We start from the raw sequence: 16,167 nt of genomic DNA, 5'->3' as shown, positions 1-16,167 counted from the left end.
TCCAATCAAAATTAGTTTTTAAACAGTACCGAAGAACCGTGGTTCAAGCTAGTGAGCAATAGTGTTTTTTCGTTCACGACGTCAATACGACGACTTTGCTCCGCATCTAGCTTAAAAATTTGAGTAATCAAACGTAGCTGTGCTTCGGAAAAGTCTTTTGATTGAGAAGATGAAATATCTTTAAACTCCGAAGGCGAGACCAACAAATAGTTGTCACTTACTTCCCAGCGGCCTTTTTCCGAGATATTTATCGTTGATTCTGCGGTTGAACCTTGAGCGAATAGTTTTATATTTGCTACGCGAATATAGTCACCATTAGGGAGATATTTCACGTTTGATTCAACATTAACTCGGCGTAGTGGGCCGACAGTATTGTCAGGCAAGCTGTCTGTAATGACTGTCACCATGGTCGACTGCCATTCGTTTGCTGTGAGGAGCTGCTCCACTTTTAGGTCACTTCCCCAATACAACCAACTACTGAAAAGAACGGATACGGCCAAAACCGCAGATGCTAATTTAATCTTCATATTGGCCTCCTTTATTTGCAGATGTCTGTTGGATCGTTTTGACCTGCGAAAATACGCAGTGTTACGTTCTCGTAAGAGTGGTTACTGTCATGAATATAGTTCAGAATCAGCTGGTTATTTTGTCCACCAGTGGCAATCACTTCAACTGGCAACGAGTCTTCTGCATGGTGCTTCACGTAGCGCTCAATGCATTGCTCTATTGAGGGCAACCAGTTGTTGATTTGAGGGTGATTTACAGGTGTCATCACTGGTACATTTTGATACTCACCAATCTGACGGAATTGGGATTCCGCAGGGTTCGTGAATAACAATACGCAAACAGGAAGCAGCAGAGACAAAAAGATAATGACACGCGGTAGCCAGTTAATCGTGTTAGATGCTGGCTTCGGCTGAGTTTTAGTCGGCTCTACTTGAGGCTCAAGATCAGCAGTAGTATCGGTCACTACCTCTGTTGGTGGCATATCGCTCGCTTCTAACTCCACTGCTGGCGCTTCTTGTTCAGAAGCGGTTTCTTCAACGTCAGTGTTAGAGTCAGTAGAAAATGGGCTCAAGCGTTCCACTGAACAAATGAGTTGGTAGCCACGTTTAGGTACCGTTTTAACAAACTCTGGAGATTTTGTTGAATCCTTCAACATCTTACGCAGAGTAGAAATCGCTTGAGTCAGGCTTGAGTCATCCACCTCAAAACCTTGCTCACGCCAAACAAACTCGTGAAGCTCGTTACGGGTTAAAACTTCGTTTGGTCTCTCTGCCAACATCAGAAGTATACGGCTTTCGTTGCTTCCTAATCGTACAACGTCGTTGCCGTTTTGTTGGTCAGCGAGCGAATTACTATTTGGATCAAAGGTGAACCTTTGAGCAAGTAGAAATTTGGTGCCAATGTTAGTCATTTAGTTCTTCTTAGATGGATGATGTTGTAATTATGGTGATTTATGTCACAAAATTACCGGGGCGCTTGGAGTGCGCACGACATTTTAGATGCTTTTAGACGGGTAGGATAATTAAAATTTTCTAAAAAAACACCGTTTTTAGCAATATTGACCTTGAATTTACATTTGTCAGCCACATGTTAAATGACATCTCGGTAAGGTGATTTCAAGGGGAAAGTCACAAACTTGTCCCTATGAAAAAGCCAATTAGTTTAGATGTTATGGAGCACACATGAGCGAAACCGTATCTCAAAATAAAGAAACTCGTGGTTTTCAATCAGAAGTAAAACAACTACTGCATTTAATGATCCATTCTCTTTATTCAAATAAAGAGATCTTTTTGCGCGAGCTGATCTCTAACGCATCAGATGCATCAGACAAACTGCGCTTTCAGGCGTTATCTAACCCAGATCTATACGAAGGTAATGCAGACCTTTGCGTGAAACTGTCGTTTGATGAAAGCGCAAATACCTTAACCATTTCTGATAACGGTATCGGTATGAGCCGTGATGATGTGATTGAGCACTTAGGAACAATCGCAAAATCTGGAACAGCCGAGTTTTTCTCAAAGCTATCTGAAGAGCAGAGCAAAGACTCTCAGCTTATTGGTCAGTTTGGTGTTGGTTTCTACTCGGCATTTATCGTTGCTGACGCCGTTACCGTGCGCACTCGCGCTGCGGGTCTAGCCGCTGATGAAGCGGTACAATGGCACTCAGCGGGTGAAGGTGAGTACACCATCGAAAACATTACCAAAGAGTCACGTGGTACCGACATCATTCTTCATATGCGTGAAGAGGGTAAAGAGTTTTTGAATGAGTGGCGTCTACGTGACGTTATCAGTAAGTACTCTGATCACATCGGCATTCCTGTTTCAATCCAAACTGTCGTTCGTGATGACGAAGGCAAGGAAACAGATGAGAAGAAGTGGGAGCAAATCAACAAAGCCCAAGCACTGTGGACGCGTAACAAATCTGATATTTCAGAAGAAGAGTATCAAGAGTTCTACAAGCACGTATCACATGACTTTGCCGATCCATTGGTCTGGAGTCATAACCGTGTAGAAGGTAAAAACGACTACACGAGCTTACTATACATCCCATCGAAAGCACCTTGGGATATGATGAACCGCGACCACAAATCAGGCTTGAAACTGTACGTACAGCGCGTATTCATTATGGACGATGCAGAGCAATTTATGCCGTCATACTTACGCTTCGTACGTGGTTTAATAGACTCAAATGATTTACCGCTAAACGTATCGCGTGAGATCTTACAAGACAATAAAGTGACTCAGTCTCTACGTAATGCTTGTACTAAGCGTGTGCTAACGATGCTTGAACGTATGGCCAAGAATGACGAAGAGAAATACCAATCATTCTGGAAAGAGTTTGGTCTTGTGATGAAAGAGGGCCCTGCGGAGGACTTTGCAAACAAAGAGAAAGTTGCAGGTTTATTGCGCTTTGCTTCAACTGAAGTGGACTCTTCTGAGCAAACTGTGGGCTTGGCGTCTTACGTTGAGCGCATGAAAGAAGGTCAAGATAAGATCTACTACTTGACGGCAGACAGCTATGCAGCTGCGAAAAACAGCCCTCACTTAGAACAGTTCAAAGCGAAAGGCATTGAAGTTATCTTGATGTACGACCGCATTGATGAGTGGCTGATGAACTACTTAACTGAGTTTGATGGTAAACAGTTCCAGTCAATCACTAAAGCTGGGCTTGATCTAAGTCAGTTTGAAGATGAAGCAGAAAAAGAGAAGCAAAAAGAAACCGAAGAAGAGTTCAAGTCGGTTGTAGAGCGCACGAAGTCTTACCTAGGCGATCGTGTGAAAGAAGTTCGTACGACCTTCAAACTCGCATCTACGCCTGCTGTTGTGGTAACGGACGATTACGAAATGGGCACTCAAATGGCGAAGCTTCTTGCGGCAGCTGGTCAAGCTGTGCCGGAAGTGAAATACATCTTTGAGCTAAACCCTGAGCACGAATTGGTTAAGCGTATGGCTGACGAAGCCGATGAAGAAGCGTTTGGTCGCTGGGTTGAAGTTCTGCTTGGTCAGGCAATGCTAGCGGAGCGAGGCTCTATTGAGGATCCAACAGAGTTCTTAGGAGCCGTTAATCAACTTTTGACTAAGGTGTAATAACCTCTGCAAATCAAAAAGCTCGCATTTCGCGAGCTTTTTGTTTGTTGTCGCAAAATTTTGCATCTCAAGTGCTGAGTTAATAATCAATAGGGCGTGAAAGAGGGTACTGTTAACATTCTTTAGTCTTAATACACTCTTTGCTCAGAGAACCTGTGATAGAATCTGCGACTTGAATGTGAGTAATAAGGCGTGTATTTTTGCTCGCCTATATACGTTATACCGAAACTTATCGTTGCAGGTGCTTCTCAGGTTTGATGTCTAAGAGGTCAGCTATTGTGAGCTTCGGTATAAATCTTAAATATTAAAGAGGATAAATCATGCGCATCATTCTTCTAGGTGCTCCAGGTGCAGGTAAAGGCACACAAGCAAACTTCATCATGGAAAAATACGGTATTCCACAAATCTCTACTGGTGATATGCTTCGTGCTGCTATCAAAGCAGGTACAGAGCTTGGTAAACAAGCCAAAGCTGTTATTGACGCTGGTCAGCTAGTTTCTGATGAAATCATCCTTGGTCTTATCAAAGAGCGCATCGCTCAAGAAGACTGTGCAAACGGTTTCCTACTAGATGGTTTCCCACGTACTATCCCTCAAGCTGACGGCCTAAAAGAAATGGGCGTAGACGTAGACTACGTTATCGAATTTGACGTTGCAGACGATGTAATTGTTGAGCGTATGGCTGGTCGTCGTGCTCACCTTCCTTCTGGTCGTACTTACCACGTGGTTTACAACCCGCCTAAAGTGGAAGGTAAAGATGATGTAACTGGTGAAGATCTTGTTGTTCGTGATGACGACAAAGAAGAAACAGTACGTGCTCGTCTAGGTGTTTACCACGAGCAAACTGCACCGCTAATCAACTACTACGGCAAAGAAGCTGAAGCAGGCAAGACTAAGTACCTTAAGTTTGATGGTACTAAGCAAGTAGCTGAAGTTAGTGCGGATATCGAGAAAGCACTATCTTAATTTGCTGAAGTCAAAAATTTAATATTTTGATATATTGAAAGCGGCCCAAGTGGTCGCTTTTTTTAGTTTACTCGTAAACATATATCTAATTAACTTCAGCTCGGCTATTCGTTACTTCGAGGTTACTTAAATATATGAACCAAGCCGTTTACCATGAATAGGATGTTATGAAAGAGAATAATAAACAGGGTGTACTCCTAGTTAACCTGGGAACTCCTGACGCACCAACCGCTCCTGCCGTAAAGCGCTTTTTAAGTCAGTTTCTTCATGATCACCGAGTGGTAGACATGACTCGATGGCTTTGGTGTCCACTATTGCACGGCGTTATCCTTCCTATCCGAGCTCCTAAAGTTGCCAAACTCTATCAATCAGTATGGATGGAAGAGGGCTCGCCGTTGATGGTGTACTCTAAACGCCAAACGGAAAAGTTGGCACAAAAGCTTGATATACCTGTAGAGCTTGGTATGACGTATGGTAACCCAAGTTTACAATCAGGCTTTGAAGCCCTATTGGCGCAAGGCGTTGATGAAGTCATTGTTTTACCTTTGTATCCGCAATACTCGGGCACAACAACTGCAGCGGTTTCTGACGGAATCACTAAAGCATTTAAAAACCTGCCTGTGATGCCAAGCTTTAGCTTTATTCGTGATTATTACAATCACCCGAAATATATTGAAGCGTTAGCGCATTCAGTTCGTGAACATTGGCAAAAGAATGGTCAGGGAGATTACCTGCTGTGTTCTTATCATGGTATTCCAAAACGCTATGCTGACAATGGTGATGTTTACCCACAGCATTGTGAAGAGACGACTCGCTTGCTTGGGGAAGCGTTAGGTTTAAGCGAACAACAAATTGGTATGACGTATCAGTCCCGATTTGGGAGAGAAGAGTGGCTTCAACCTTATACCGATAAGACCCTAGAGGCACTTCCTGCAAAGGGTGTGAAAAATATTAATGTTGTGACCCCCGCATTTTCGTCAGATTGTTTAGAGACGTTGGAAGAGATCTCGGAAGAGTGTAAAGAGATTTTCCTTGAAGCAGGTGGTGAAAACTTTACCTACATCCCTTGTTTGAACGATAGTGAACTTCATATCGAGATGATGGTTGAGTTAGTTCAATCTAAACTTTAGATACAAAAAAGGGTCGCAATAGCGACCCTTTCTACGTTTAGTTGAGCGATCAAGCAACTTGTACTTGCTGCTCTTCTACTTGCTCTGCCGTGCTGTGCGTATTTTCAGCGCCATGCATCCAGCGAACGAGTGTATTAGAGAATAGGAGCAAAATTACGCCACTTACGGTTGCGCTGACCGCAATACCACTAAAGATAGCCATAGCGCCTAACTCGCCTACGTGAGAGCCCACATAGCCCGCAACATAGTTAGCAATCGCATTACAGCCAAACCATGCACCCATCATAAGTGAAGCTAAGCGAAGCGGTGCTAATTTAGTCACCAATGAAAGACCAATTGGTGATAAACACAGCTCGCCTAATGTGTGGAAGAAGAAAGCGCCGACCAACCATAACATCGATGTTTTTACTGTTGTATCTCCACCTTGTTCTAGCACTGCGCCAACCATACAAAGGAAACCAATCGCCAAGAAAAATAGTGCCATCGCAAATTTCACTGGCGAAGTAGGTTCACGTTTACCCAATTTTACCCAAAGGACAGCCAGAACTGGCGCTAGAGTAATAATGAAAAATGGGTTTAGTGATTGGAACCACGCAGCAGGAACTTCAAAACCACCAATCATGCGATCAGTATATTGTTGAGTATAGATGTTCATCAGACCACCAGCTTGTTCAAAGCCTGCCCAGAAGACAATAGTGAATAAGCTCATGACCAGAATTACTTTTAGTCGATTCACTTCTTCTTTGGTGAGTGGCTGCTTCGTGGTGGCGTTTTTGTTGTTTAGATCTCGTTTCGCCGCTGGTTCGCGACCAATATCACCAAGCCATGATTGAGCCAGTACCATTTGCATCACTAGGCTAACCAGCATACCCACACCAGCGGCAACAAAGCCTGCTTTCCAACCGTAAGAGGTTGTCACAGATCCAGAAACGACGCCGGCAAGTAATGCACCTAAGTTGATACCCATATAAAAGATAGTGAATGCGCCGTCACGACGGTTGTCACCTTCTTGATAAAGGTCGCCAACCATGGTTGATATATTTGGCTTAAAGAGACCGTTACCAGTGATAAGTAGGCCAAGGCCTAAATAGAAACTGTGTAGCGAACCAATACCTAAAGCATCAGCAGGAAGTGCAAGAGTAAACTGGCCGATGGCCATTAACGCGCCACCAAGCAAAATTGAGCGACGTTGACCTAAATAGTTATCTGCTAGGTAACCACCGATAAGAGGTGTGATATACACAAGCCCTGTGTATATGCCGTATAGGTCTAATGCGTCTTTGGTTGACCAGCCAAGGCCGCCATTCATTGTTGTATCAGTAAGGTAAAGCACGAGAATGGCACGCATTGCGTAGTAAGAAAAGCGTTCCCACAGTTCTGTACCGAACAATAAGAACAGGCCACGTGGATGACCAAAATATTGATGTTGGTTTGACATAAGCTCTTCTAATAATAGTTATTACATTTTTTAACGACTTCTACGTATACAATGCAATTCAACGAGTGACAAATAATAAAATTTTGCCATTCAACTATTTTTGTTTGTTAAGTGGCTGTTTTTGATTAGATTTGCAGATTATATGATGGTGTATTGGTTGTATTACAAACTTAATTTCCATTTTTGCCTATGGACTTCTTTATCGTAAGTTGCTGAAAAATGTCGTTAATGCGAGCGATGTATAATCATACTTTTATAGATAAACTGAATATCAATGACTCAACTTTGGCTTAATGCTAGGATAAAAACAAAATAGAATTGGCTAGTAAAAAGATGAAACGTTGGTATCTACTTTATTGTAAACGTGGGGAGCAGGTTAGGGCGAAACAACACCTTGAAAACCAAGGTGTAGAATGCTTTTATCCAACTGTAGAAGTTGAGAAGATTTTGCGCGGTAAAAGACAAAAAGTCGAGGAGCCGCTGTTTCCTTGTTACGTATTCGCTTACTTTGATTATGAGCAAGGGCCAAACTTCACCTCAGTCCGCTCTACTCGAGGTGTTGTTGACTTTGTGCGTTTTGGTGCTCAACCGAAAGAAGTTCAAGGTGACTTGGTCTTCGAATTGATGCAGCTAGAAAAGTGTTGTAATGACAATACCGTTTCTGAATGTATGCCAAAACCAGGCGATCAAATTAGAGTTAAAAGCGGTCAATTTGCGGGCATAGATGCCATCTTCCAAGAACAAGATGGTGAGAAACGCTCAATTATGCTAGTTCAGATGATCACCAAGCGTGTGCCTGTCAGCATAGACAATAGTGATTTAGATTTAAAATAGCCTAATTCCATCAAACATAAAAAGAGGTGCAAAAGCACCTCTTTTTGATCGTATCTAATTTTCTGTCTGTTTTAAAAGGGTTGGACGAACCGACCCTTATCTTTATCGTAGAGAATTAGTATGAGTCGTTGTGAACGGTCTGTACTGCACGACCTGATGGGTCAACACAGTTTTGGAACGATTCATCCCATTCAATCGCCTTCGCTGAAGAACACGCTACTGAAGGGCCTCCTGGTACACACTCTGCTGCTGATGGAAGTGGGAATAACTCTTCAAAGATTTCACGGTACACGTAGCCTTCTTTTGTCGTTGGCGTGTTGTATGGGAATCGATATTGAGCTGTTTCCATCTGCTGGTCTGTCACTTTCTGTTCCGCGACTTCTTTCAGCGTATCGATCCAGCTGTAGCCAACGCCATCAGAGAATTGCTCTTTTTGACGCCATGCGATCGATTCTGGCAGGTAGTGCTCGAAGCACTCACGAAGGATGTGTTTCTCCATTTTACCGTTGCCACACATCTTGTCTGCTGGGTTCAAGCGCATTGCTACATCAATGAACTCTTTATCTAGGAAAGGTACGCGTCCTTCAACTCCCCATGCTGCCAGCGACTTGTTAGCACGAGCACAGTCGAACATGTTCAGAGCAAGCAGTTTACGCACAGTCTCCTCGTGGAACTCTTTCGCGTTTGGCGCTTTGTGGAAGTAAAGGTAGCCACCAAAGATTTCGTCAGCGCCCTCACCAGACAATACCATCTTGATACCCATCGCTTTGATCTTACGACCCATTAAGAACATAGGTGTTGATGCGCGGATAGTCGTCACGTCATACGTTTCAATGTGGTAAATCACGTCACGAATCGCGTCCAAACCTTCTTGAATCGTGTACGTCATTTCGTGGTGAACGGTACCAATTTGGTCGGCAACTTCGCGAGCGGCTTTCAGGTCAGGCGCGCCTTCTAGGCCAACAGCAAAAGAGTGCAGTTGAGGCCACCAAGCTTCAGACTTTTCATCATCTTCAATACGCATCGCTGCAAAGCGTTTTGCTACCGCAGATGTAATAGAAGAATCTAGACCGCCCGAAAGAAGTACACCGTAAGGCACGTCAGTCATTAGTTGGCGTTTAACAGCCGCTTCTAGCGCTTCAGTCAATTCTTCTTTGCTAGTGCTGTTACCTTGTACTGCTGCGTACTCGTTCCAGTCACGAACATAGTAACGTGTTGGCTCAGTATCTTTAGAGCTGTAATAGCTACCAGGAGGGAATTCACTTACTGTTTTACATACTGGAACAAGAGCCTTCATCTCTGATGCCACATAGTAGTTACCATGCTCATCGTGACCTTGATAAAGAGGGATAATACCAATATGGTCACGTCCGACTAAATACTCATCTTTTTCTTCGTCGTAGAGCACAAAAGCGAAAATACCGTTTAGTTCTTCAAGGAGATCTGCACCCATATCTTGGTAAAGTGCAAGAATGACTTCACAGTCTGAATCGGTTTGAAATTCGTACTTTCCTTCGTAACGAGCACGAATTTCTTTATGGTTGTAGATTTCACCATTGACGGCAAGGATGAGCTTCTTATCAGGGCTGTATAGCGGCTGTGCACCACTATTTAGACCAACAATCGCCAAGCGCTCGTGCGCTAAAATAGCACGCTCTGAAGAGTAAATCCCAGACCAGTCTGGGCCACGGTGACGAAGTTTTTTCGACATCTCTAATGCGATAGGGCGCAATGCGGCTGCATCGCTTTTAATGTCTAAAATGCCAAATACTGAACACATACTACATCCTTACTAAACTAAACAATTTCTAATCGGTATGGTTTAAATTTGCCATTACTAATAAAAAAAGCAACGTTTTGTGATTAAAAAAATGACAAAAGGCCTTGTTGTATGGAAAATATTTAACTCAACCGTTGTTTTGGTGAATGAGATCAAGGTTTGGTATAAAAACTATACAAAAAAGGCTTTCTATCAATAGAAAGCCTTCCGAAAAATATCAGTGCTGTTGCTTATTTAATTGGTGTGAATTTAGGTTGAAGTTGTTTACAGACGTGTCGAGCAAAACCGCTACCAGCTTCACTATAAATATTGAATGCTGCGTCAACGCCATTTTCAAGTAAGCCTTCCAATTGATCTGGGTATTCGGCGATAGCGGCAATTTGCCCCTTATATTTTCTGCGTTTAAGCTGCTCAAGTGCTGTTTGGTTACCTTGATGATGTGGCATTGCAAGCAGAACCAGTTTTACATGACCTGTATCTAAAATTCGCTCCCAGAAATCCGGGTCGGTGGCATCACCAGAAATCACATTTCTTCCTTCTGAACGATGATGATGTGCAGCGTCTTCACGAATTTCTATACCCAATGAAATTTTGCCATAGCGTGAACGTAGCTCATCATAAGCGCCCGTTCCAATACGCCCCATACCTAAGATCAATACTTGGGCATGACCTGGGTTGATGAGTTGGTCGCGTTGATTGAGCTTTTCTACCGCTGTCTCTTGCAGCCACTTACCTGAATGTTGATAAATTTTATGGCTAAGGCGGTTAAGTGGCGCGGAAATTACAAAGGATACCGACACCGCAACCGCAATCGCAGCAAGCATATCACTTGGCATCCAGCCCATTTTATAGGCCAACCCAGCAACAATAAGACCAAACTCACTGTAGTTAAATAGTGATAAAGAGGCGAGCAAAGAGGTACGTACTCGAAACTTAAAATGATTAATAGTGACGAAGTACAAGAGTCCTTTGATTGGTAGCAGTAAGATAAATAGCAGGGCGAGAACGACGCCATTCACGCTCAATGAGGCGGATAAACCAATGTTCAAAAAGAAGCAGACTAAAAAGAGCTCCTTCATATTGAATAATGACTTGGATAGTTCTGAGGCTTTTGGGTGACCTGCGAGTAGCATGCCTAAAATTAGCGCGCCCAAGTCTGGTTTCATCCCGACCAACTCGAATAGCCCAGCACCGACAACAAGCGCGAAGAAAATACCGAATAGCACCAGCATTTCGCCGTGGCCAACTTTATCGAGCAGCTTATAGAATAGGGGACGAAGGAAAGGCAGTGCGAACAAACCGATGGCATACCATTCTGGGACTTTTCCGGTTGAAGCAGTCAGGAATACTACGGCAAAAATATCTTGCATAACCAAGATACCGATCGCGAGTGTGCCGTAGGTCGCGTTCATTTCGCCTTTTTCTTGCAATGCTTTTACGGCAAAAACGGTACTAGAGAACGATAGTGCAAAAGCTAAAAGCAGGATTTGGCTGCCGTCCATACTGGCTAGCGAAGTCAAGCCCAGTAGTTTTAAGCCGGATAACGCTAGGGCAAAAAAAGCGGTAGAGAGTATGTTGTGGGCGGTTGCCCCTCCCCATATTTCTTTGGACAGCAGGGTTTTTACATCGAGTTTGAGTCCAATAGTAAACAGAAGAAGAGTAACACCAAGATCTGCGAGAGTGACAATAACGTCATTGCTTTGGTAACCAAATGCATGCAAGCCAAATCCAGCTAGTAGAAAACCAACGAGGGGAGGGAGGCTGCATTTAAGCGCAATAAAACCAGCTAAAAAAGCGGCTGTAATTAGAATAATTTCCATACTGTTGAGCTGTATTCCTGATATACAAAAACGGGCTGTGAAAACACAGCCCGAGATTGTAACTCAATTGGTTGTATAAACTTAGTCTTCCAGTAACTTTTGTAACAAAACTCCGTTTAGCATAGCGCGTTTAATCATCGCAAATGCGCCCATCGTTGGCTGCTTATCAATGTGAGAAGCCACGATAGGGAGGTCGTTATGGAAAGTTTTAAGAGATTGATTCTCTACGTTGCGTTGAATTGCAGGGAAAACAATATCTTGTGCTGCAGTAATATCGCCAGCAATTACAATTTTCTGTGGATTAAATAAGTTAACCGTAATCGCAATCGCTTTACCTAGCTGGTTGCCCACTCGCACTAAACTCTGTTTCGCAAGTTCATCACCATTCATTGCGTGCTGACATACCGCTTCAATTGTGATGTTTTCAAGGTCGGTTAAGCTTGATTCGTATCCTTGAGTAATCAGTTGCTTCACTCGTTGAATAATCGCTGGGTTTGCAGCTACGGTTTCTAAACAGCCAAAGTTTCCACATTGGCATTGCTCACCAAGCGGGTCAATTTGGATATGACCAATTTCACCGACGTTGCGGTTAAAACCAAGAAAAACCTGGCCGTTAACGATAATACCTGCGCCAGTACCGCGGTGGACGCTAACCAAAATAGAATCCTGGCAGTCTTGGCTTGCTCCAAAGTAGTGCTCAGCCAACGCCATGCCACGTACGTCGTTGCCAACAAAGCATGCTGTATTAAACTTCTCCCCAACAATTTCACCGAGAGCAAGATTATCGATATCGGTATTAGGCATGTATTCGACCACGCCAGTTGTTGGGTTAACAAGGCCCGGTAAAGTGATGCCGATAGCGATGAGTTGATCAATTTTGTCTTCGCAACGGCTTACGAAATCTTTTAATAAATCGATGAGTCCTGCGATTAAGTCTGCTTGGTTAGTGTAGTGCAGTTCATGCTGATCTTCTGCCAGCGCGGTGCCACCTAAATCGTATAAACTGAACTGTACGTAATCTCGACCTAAGCGAACGGCAATCGAATGAAAAGGTTTGACTTCAGTAGTCAAAGAGATCGCACGACGACCACCAGTTGAAGCTTGTTGGGCGACCTCCTTAATAAGGCCGCGCTCTAAAAGTTGGCGGGTTATTTTGGTAACACTAGCAGGCGCGAGCTGACTCACGTCCGCGACTTGAATACGGGAGATAGGACCTTGCTGATCAATCAGCCTATATACCGCAGCGCTGTTAAGCTGTTTTACTAAATCTACATTACCAATCTGTCCGCCATTCATGCTTAATTTTGCTCGTATTGTCCGTTAACAACCGTCGCTTTTACTTTAAAGTCACGATCGAAAATAGTCAGGTTTGCAACCATCCCTTTTCGAACTCGGCCAAGGCGATCCTCAACACCAATTGCTGTTGCTGGGTATAACGTGGCCATTCGTAGAGCTTCGTCTAAAGCGATCCCCGCGTGCTCAACTGAATTCTGAACTGCTTCAATCATTGTCAAAGCTGAGCCGCCTAGCGTGCCATTTTCATCAACACACTTACCATCTCGGTAATATACTTCCTTACCGACAAAAATAAAGTGATCAATGTTAGCACCTGCTGGAGCTGTGGCATCCGTCACCAAAACAAGCTTTTCACCTTTGATTTTATGAGCAATTCGGATGTTTGCGTAGTCGACGTGAAAACCATCAGCAATAATGCCAGCATATACGTCAGGAGTATCGTAAATTGCACCAACAACTCCTGGTTCACGACCAACCATTGGTGTCATTGCATTAAAGAGGTGTGTAGCAAAAGTAATGCCTGCTTCAAAGCTTTTACGTGCTTCGGCGTAGGTTGCATTTGTGTGGCCAATTGAAACCACGATGCCAGCAGCCTTTAATCGCGCAATATGCTCTGGGTCGTTATGCTCAGGTGCTAGTGTTACTTTCGCTACGATATCGGCGTTTGCGCAGATAAGGTCGATCATGCTTTCGTCTGATGGGCGAATAAAATCTACGTTATGGATGCCTTTTTTCGCGACGTTAAGGTAAGGACCTTCGAGGTGTAAACCAAGCGATTGATTTTGATACTTGTTGTGGTACTCACGAGCTGCGGCAATTGCAGTTCGCATATCTTCATCAGATGACGTAATGAGTGTTGGCAGGAAGCTAGTACAGCCAGATTTGAGGTTTGCCTGGTGCATGATTTGCATGGTTTCAGGGGTAATTGCATCGTTTAGCATTACACCGCCACAACCGTTCAACTGCAGATCGATAAAGCCTGGACTTAGATTAGCGCCTGCAAGGTCTTTTACTTCGATGCTTTGAGGTAGCTCAGAAACCGGCACAATAGATTGAATAAGATCATTTTCGATGATGACCGCATGATCGGTAAGAACATCACTACCGGTATAAATTTTACAGTTACTTAGCGCGTACATAGTCAGCTAGTCCTTATAGATGAGAATTCAATTTCTATATCGTTATCTAAGTAGAGACTGCTTCAGTCATATGGGTACTTAGTTTGTATCACTGAATTAGATAACGAGTCACATACAGCAAGTCGCGTTTTATCGATGTTATTGTCATAGTAACTAACTGAAAAGTAATAATTGTATGGTTTTTTATGATTCTTTTTCAGAGCAAAGTTACAGTGATTTACCCGCCTAGATACCAAAATAACACTGATTCTGCCTTGCATAAAGTGCGAGAATATTATCTTTAAAACGCCATTTTTTCGTATAATAAAATAAGTTTTATGATCTCGCTAGCAAAAACCTTCCGAAAGGGCAAATTGTGGTGATTATGATCACAAACGGTGAGCTTTTAATTTGCGGAGCAAAATTAATATCATAAACTTAGGATGACTAAATTGGACGACTGAAATAAGTCATTCAACATAACATCTAATCCTATAGGGGGAACTTAAGGTGAACATTCTCGGATACTTCCAGAAGGTGGGTAAGGCGCTTATGGTGCCGGTTGCCACACTTCCTGCAGCAGCAATACTCATGGGTATTGGCTACTGGATCGACCCAAATGGCTGGGGCGCAAACAGTGCACTTGCTGCATTTCTTATTAAAGCTGGTGCAGCGATCATTGACAACATGTCAGTATTGTTCGCTGTTGGTGTTGCTTATGGAATGTCTAAAGACAAAGATGGCGCCGCTGCACTTTCAGGTTTCGTGGGCTTCTTAGTTGTCACAACGCTTTTGGCCCCTGGTGCAGTATCACAAATTCAAGGCATTGACCCAAGTGAAGTACCTGCTGCATTTGGTAAAATCAATAACCAGTTCGTCGGTATCTTGGTTGGTATTGTTTCTGCTGAGTTGTACAACCGTTTTTCTCACGTAGAGCTGCACAAAGCACTGGCGTTTTTCTCTGGCAAGCGTCTTGTACCGATCCTAACGTCTTTTGCTGGTATCGTTATTGCGTTCATCCTGATGTACGTTTGGCCATCAGTTTACGGCGGTCTGGTCAGTTTTGGCGAAAGCATTCAAGGTATGGGTGAAGCAGGTGCAGGTGTTTACGCATTCTTCAACCGTCTTCTAATTCCTGTTGGTCTGCACCATGCACTAAACTCAGTGTTCTGGTTTGATGTTGCTGGTATTAATGACATTCCAAACTTCCTTGGCGGTGCGAAATCATTAGCTGAAGGCACGGCAACGGTAGGTGTTACGGGGATGTACCAAGCGGGCTTCTTCCCAATCATGATGTTTGGTTTACCAGGCGCTGCTCTAGCGATGTACCATACTGCGAAATCAAAGAATAAAGAGAAAGTGGCATCTATCATGATTGCGGCTGCGTTTGCTTCATTCTTTACAGGTGTAACAGAACCACTTGAATTTGCATTCATGTTCCTTGCTCCAGGACTGTACGTTCTTCACGCAGCGCTGACTGGTCTATCAGTTTATATCGCGGCATCAATGCAGTGGATTGCAGGTTTCGGTTTCTCTGCTGGTTTAGTCGACTTAGTATTGTCAACTCGTAACCCGCTAGCGGTAAACTGGTACATGCTCATTGTACAAGGTCTTGGTTTCTTTGCGGTTTACTACTTCGTGTTCCGTACCGTGATTGTTAAGTTTGGCCTTAAAACACCGGGACGTGAAGATGATGAAGAAGCTTCATCTAACGTGGCTGGATCAAGCAATTCTTCAGAGCTTGCTCGTCAGTACTTGAAAGCACTTGGCGGTCATGACAACCTAAGTTCTATCGATGCCTGTATTACTCGTTTGCGCCTTTCTGTGAAAGATATGAGCGTTATCAATGAGAAAACTCTGAAAGATCTTGGAGCTATGGGAGTTGTGAAGCTAGGTACAAACAACCTACAAGTTATCCTTGGTCCACTAGCAGAGATTGTTGCTGGTGAGATGAAGAATGTATCTAAAGATGAAGACTTAAGTGGTGTTCAGTTACCAGCTTAACTGTTTAATAGTGGTGCGATTGTTTGTTATTGGTATTGCAAACAATTGATACTACAACATCGCAAAAGGCCTCCGCAGGAGGCCTTTTTTCGTTTAGGCCCTTTGAATCTGCTTTGCTTTCACGCCAACTCGATAAATATTGTCGTTTTAGAGCGAGTTCTTGTTGTCTAATTGCTTAGAATTGTGGAT

Annotated in this window: 12 protein-coding genes; 5 read left to right on the top strand and 7 right to left on the bottom strand. The window is 43.5% G+C overall.

Annotation, left to right across the window (positions count from 1 at the left end; translation table 11 throughout):
- Positions 1-11: 11 nt before the first annotated feature.
- Positions 12-527, bottom strand: coding sequence for a transmembrane regulator ToxS (gene toxS / locus UQW94_RS18545; RefSeq protein WP_318304488.1), 516 nt, complete (start codon positions 525-527; stop codon positions 12-14).
- Between the two features lie 11 nt (positions 528-538).
- Positions 539-1,417 carry a transcriptional regulator gene (locus UQW94_RS18540; protein ID WP_130546537.1) on the bottom strand — a complete coding sequence of 293 codons (879 nt, stop codon included), beginning with the start codon at positions 1,415-1,417 and terminating at the stop codon, positions 539-541.
- Positions 1,418-1,688: 271 nt separating this feature from the next.
- On the opposite strand from UQW94_RS18540, the gene htpG reads away from it, so the two are divergent.
- The 3 genes from htpG (at position 1,689) to hemH (ending at position 5,688) form a co-directional block, all read left to right on the top strand.
- Entirely contained in the window at positions 1,689-3,593 is a 1,905-nt protein-coding gene (gene htpG / locus UQW94_RS18535) for a molecular chaperone HtpG (RefSeq protein WP_017819957.1), read from the top strand.
- A gap of 320 nt (positions 3,594-3,913) precedes the next feature.
- Complete coding sequence (gene adk / locus UQW94_RS18530; RefSeq protein ID WP_005382094.1) at positions 3,914-4,558, top strand: adenylate kinase; 645 nt, start codon at positions 3,914-3,916, stop codon at positions 4,556-4,558.
- A 167-nt stretch (positions 4,559-4,725) separates the two neighbouring features.
- Entirely contained in the window at positions 4,726-5,688 is a 963-nt protein-coding gene (gene hemH, locus UQW94_RS18525; protein ID WP_171344862.1) for a ferrochelatase, read from the top strand.
- 49 nt (positions 5,689-5,737) lie between these two features.
- On the opposite strand, the gene UQW94_RS18520 is transcribed toward hemH, so the two are convergent.
- A complete protein-coding gene (locus tag UQW94_RS18520) occupies positions 5,738-7,126 on the bottom strand; it encodes a peptide MFS transporter (protein WP_005382097.1) in 1,389 nt (462 codons plus the stop codon).
- Between the two features lie 333 nt (positions 7,127-7,459).
- Here UQW94_RS18520 and rfaH point away from each other — a divergent pair, with 333 nt between their 5' ends.
- On the top strand, positions 7,460-7,960 hold the full coding sequence (gene rfaH, locus UQW94_RS18515; RefSeq protein WP_005382098.1) for a transcription/translation regulatory transformer protein RfaH: 501 nt from the start codon (positions 7,460-7,462) through the stop codon (positions 7,958-7,960).
- Positions 7,961-8,075: 115 nt separating this feature from the next.
- Here rfaH and asnB read toward each other — a convergent pair whose 3' ends face one another.
- The 4 genes from asnB to nagA all read right to left on the bottom strand — a co-directional run bounded on the left by asnB (position 8,076) and on the right by nagA (position 13,995).
- Positions 8,076-9,740: an asparagine synthase B gene (gene asnB / locus UQW94_RS18510; protein ID WP_005384979.1), complete on the bottom strand. Its 1,665-nt coding sequence runs from the start codon at positions 9,738-9,740 to the stop codon at positions 8,076-8,078.
- A 230-nt stretch (positions 9,741-9,970) separates the two neighbouring features.
- Positions 9,971-11,560 carry a cation:proton antiporter family protein gene (locus tag UQW94_RS18505; protein WP_005384981.1) on the bottom strand — a complete coding sequence of 530 codons (1,590 nt, stop codon included), beginning with the start codon at positions 11,558-11,560 and terminating at the stop codon, positions 9,971-9,973.
- A gap of 81 nt (positions 11,561-11,641) precedes the next feature.
- Complete coding sequence (gene nagC / locus UQW94_RS18500) at positions 11,642-12,856, bottom strand: DNA-binding transcriptional regulator NagC (protein ID WP_005382105.1); 1,215 nt, start codon at positions 12,854-12,856, stop codon at positions 11,642-11,644.
- Between the two features lie 2 nt (positions 12,857-12,858).
- The gene (gene nagA, locus UQW94_RS18495) at positions 12,859-13,995 is read right to left on the bottom strand and encodes an N-acetylglucosamine-6-phosphate deacetylase (RefSeq protein ID WP_322142476.1); all 1,137 of its coding nucleotides are present in this window, start codon (positions 13,993-13,995) and stop codon (positions 12,859-12,861) included.
- Positions 13,996-14,484: 489 nt separating this feature from the next.
- Here nagA and nagE point away from each other — a divergent pair, with 489 nt between their 5' ends.
- Positions 14,485-15,978 (top strand): N-acetylglucosamine-specific PTS transporter subunit IIBC, encoded by a 1,494-nt coding sequence (nagE, locus tag UQW94_RS18490; RefSeq protein WP_005384985.1) that lies wholly within the window; start codon positions 14,485-14,487, stop codon positions 15,976-15,978.
- The last annotated feature ends 189 nt before the right edge of the window (positions 15,979-16,167 follow it).

The sequence above is a fragment of the Vibrio sp. PBL-C16 genome, assembly GCF_034321865.1.
Classification (GTDB): Bacteria; Pseudomonadota; Gammaproteobacteria; order Enterobacterales; family Vibrionaceae; genus Vibrio; species Vibrio alginolyticus.
Note: the sequence above shows the minus strand (reverse complement) of the source record. Positions and strands in the feature narration are given on the sequence as shown.

Bases quoted from the DNA above. Each gene is read 5' to 3' on its own strand.
- UQW94_RS18505 (WP_005384981.1), bottom strand. From the start codon at position 11,560: ATGGAAATTATTCTAATTACAGCCGCTTTTTTAGCTGGTTTTATTGCG.
- asnB (WP_005384979.1), bottom strand. From the start codon at position 9,740: ATGTGTTCAGTATTTGGCATTTTAGACATTAAAAGCGATGCAGCCGCA.
- hemH (WP_171344862.1), top strand. From the start codon at position 4,726: ATGAAAGAGAATAATAAACAGGGTGTACTCCTAGTTAACCTGGGAACT.
- nagC (WP_005382105.1), bottom strand. From the start codon at position 12,856: ATGAATGGCGGACAGATTGGTAATGTAGATTTAGTAAAACAGCTTAAC.
- adk (WP_005382094.1), top strand. From the start codon at position 3,914: ATGCGCATCATTCTTCTAGGTGCTCCAGGTGCAGGTAAAGGCACACAA.
- htpG (WP_017819957.1), top strand. From the start codon at position 1,689: ATGAGCGAAACCGTATCTCAAAATAAAGAAACTCGTGGTTTTCAATCA.
- rfaH (WP_005382098.1), top strand. From the start codon at position 7,460: ATGAAACGTTGGTATCTACTTTATTGTAAACGTGGGGAGCAGGTTAGG.
- toxS (WP_318304488.1), bottom strand. From the start codon at position 527: ATGAAGATTAAATTAGCATCTGCGGTTTTGGCCGTATCCGTTCTTTTC.
- UQW94_RS18540 (WP_130546537.1), bottom strand. From the start codon at position 1,417: ATGACTAACATTGGCACCAAATTTCTACTTGCTCAAAGGTTCACCTTT.
- nagA (WP_322142476.1), bottom strand. From the start codon at position 13,995: ATGTACGCGCTAAGTAACTGTAAAATTTATACCGGTAGTGATGTTCTT.
- UQW94_RS18520 (WP_005382097.1), bottom strand. From the start codon at position 7,126: ATGTCAAACCAACATCAATATTTTGGTCATCCACGTGGCCTGTTCTTA.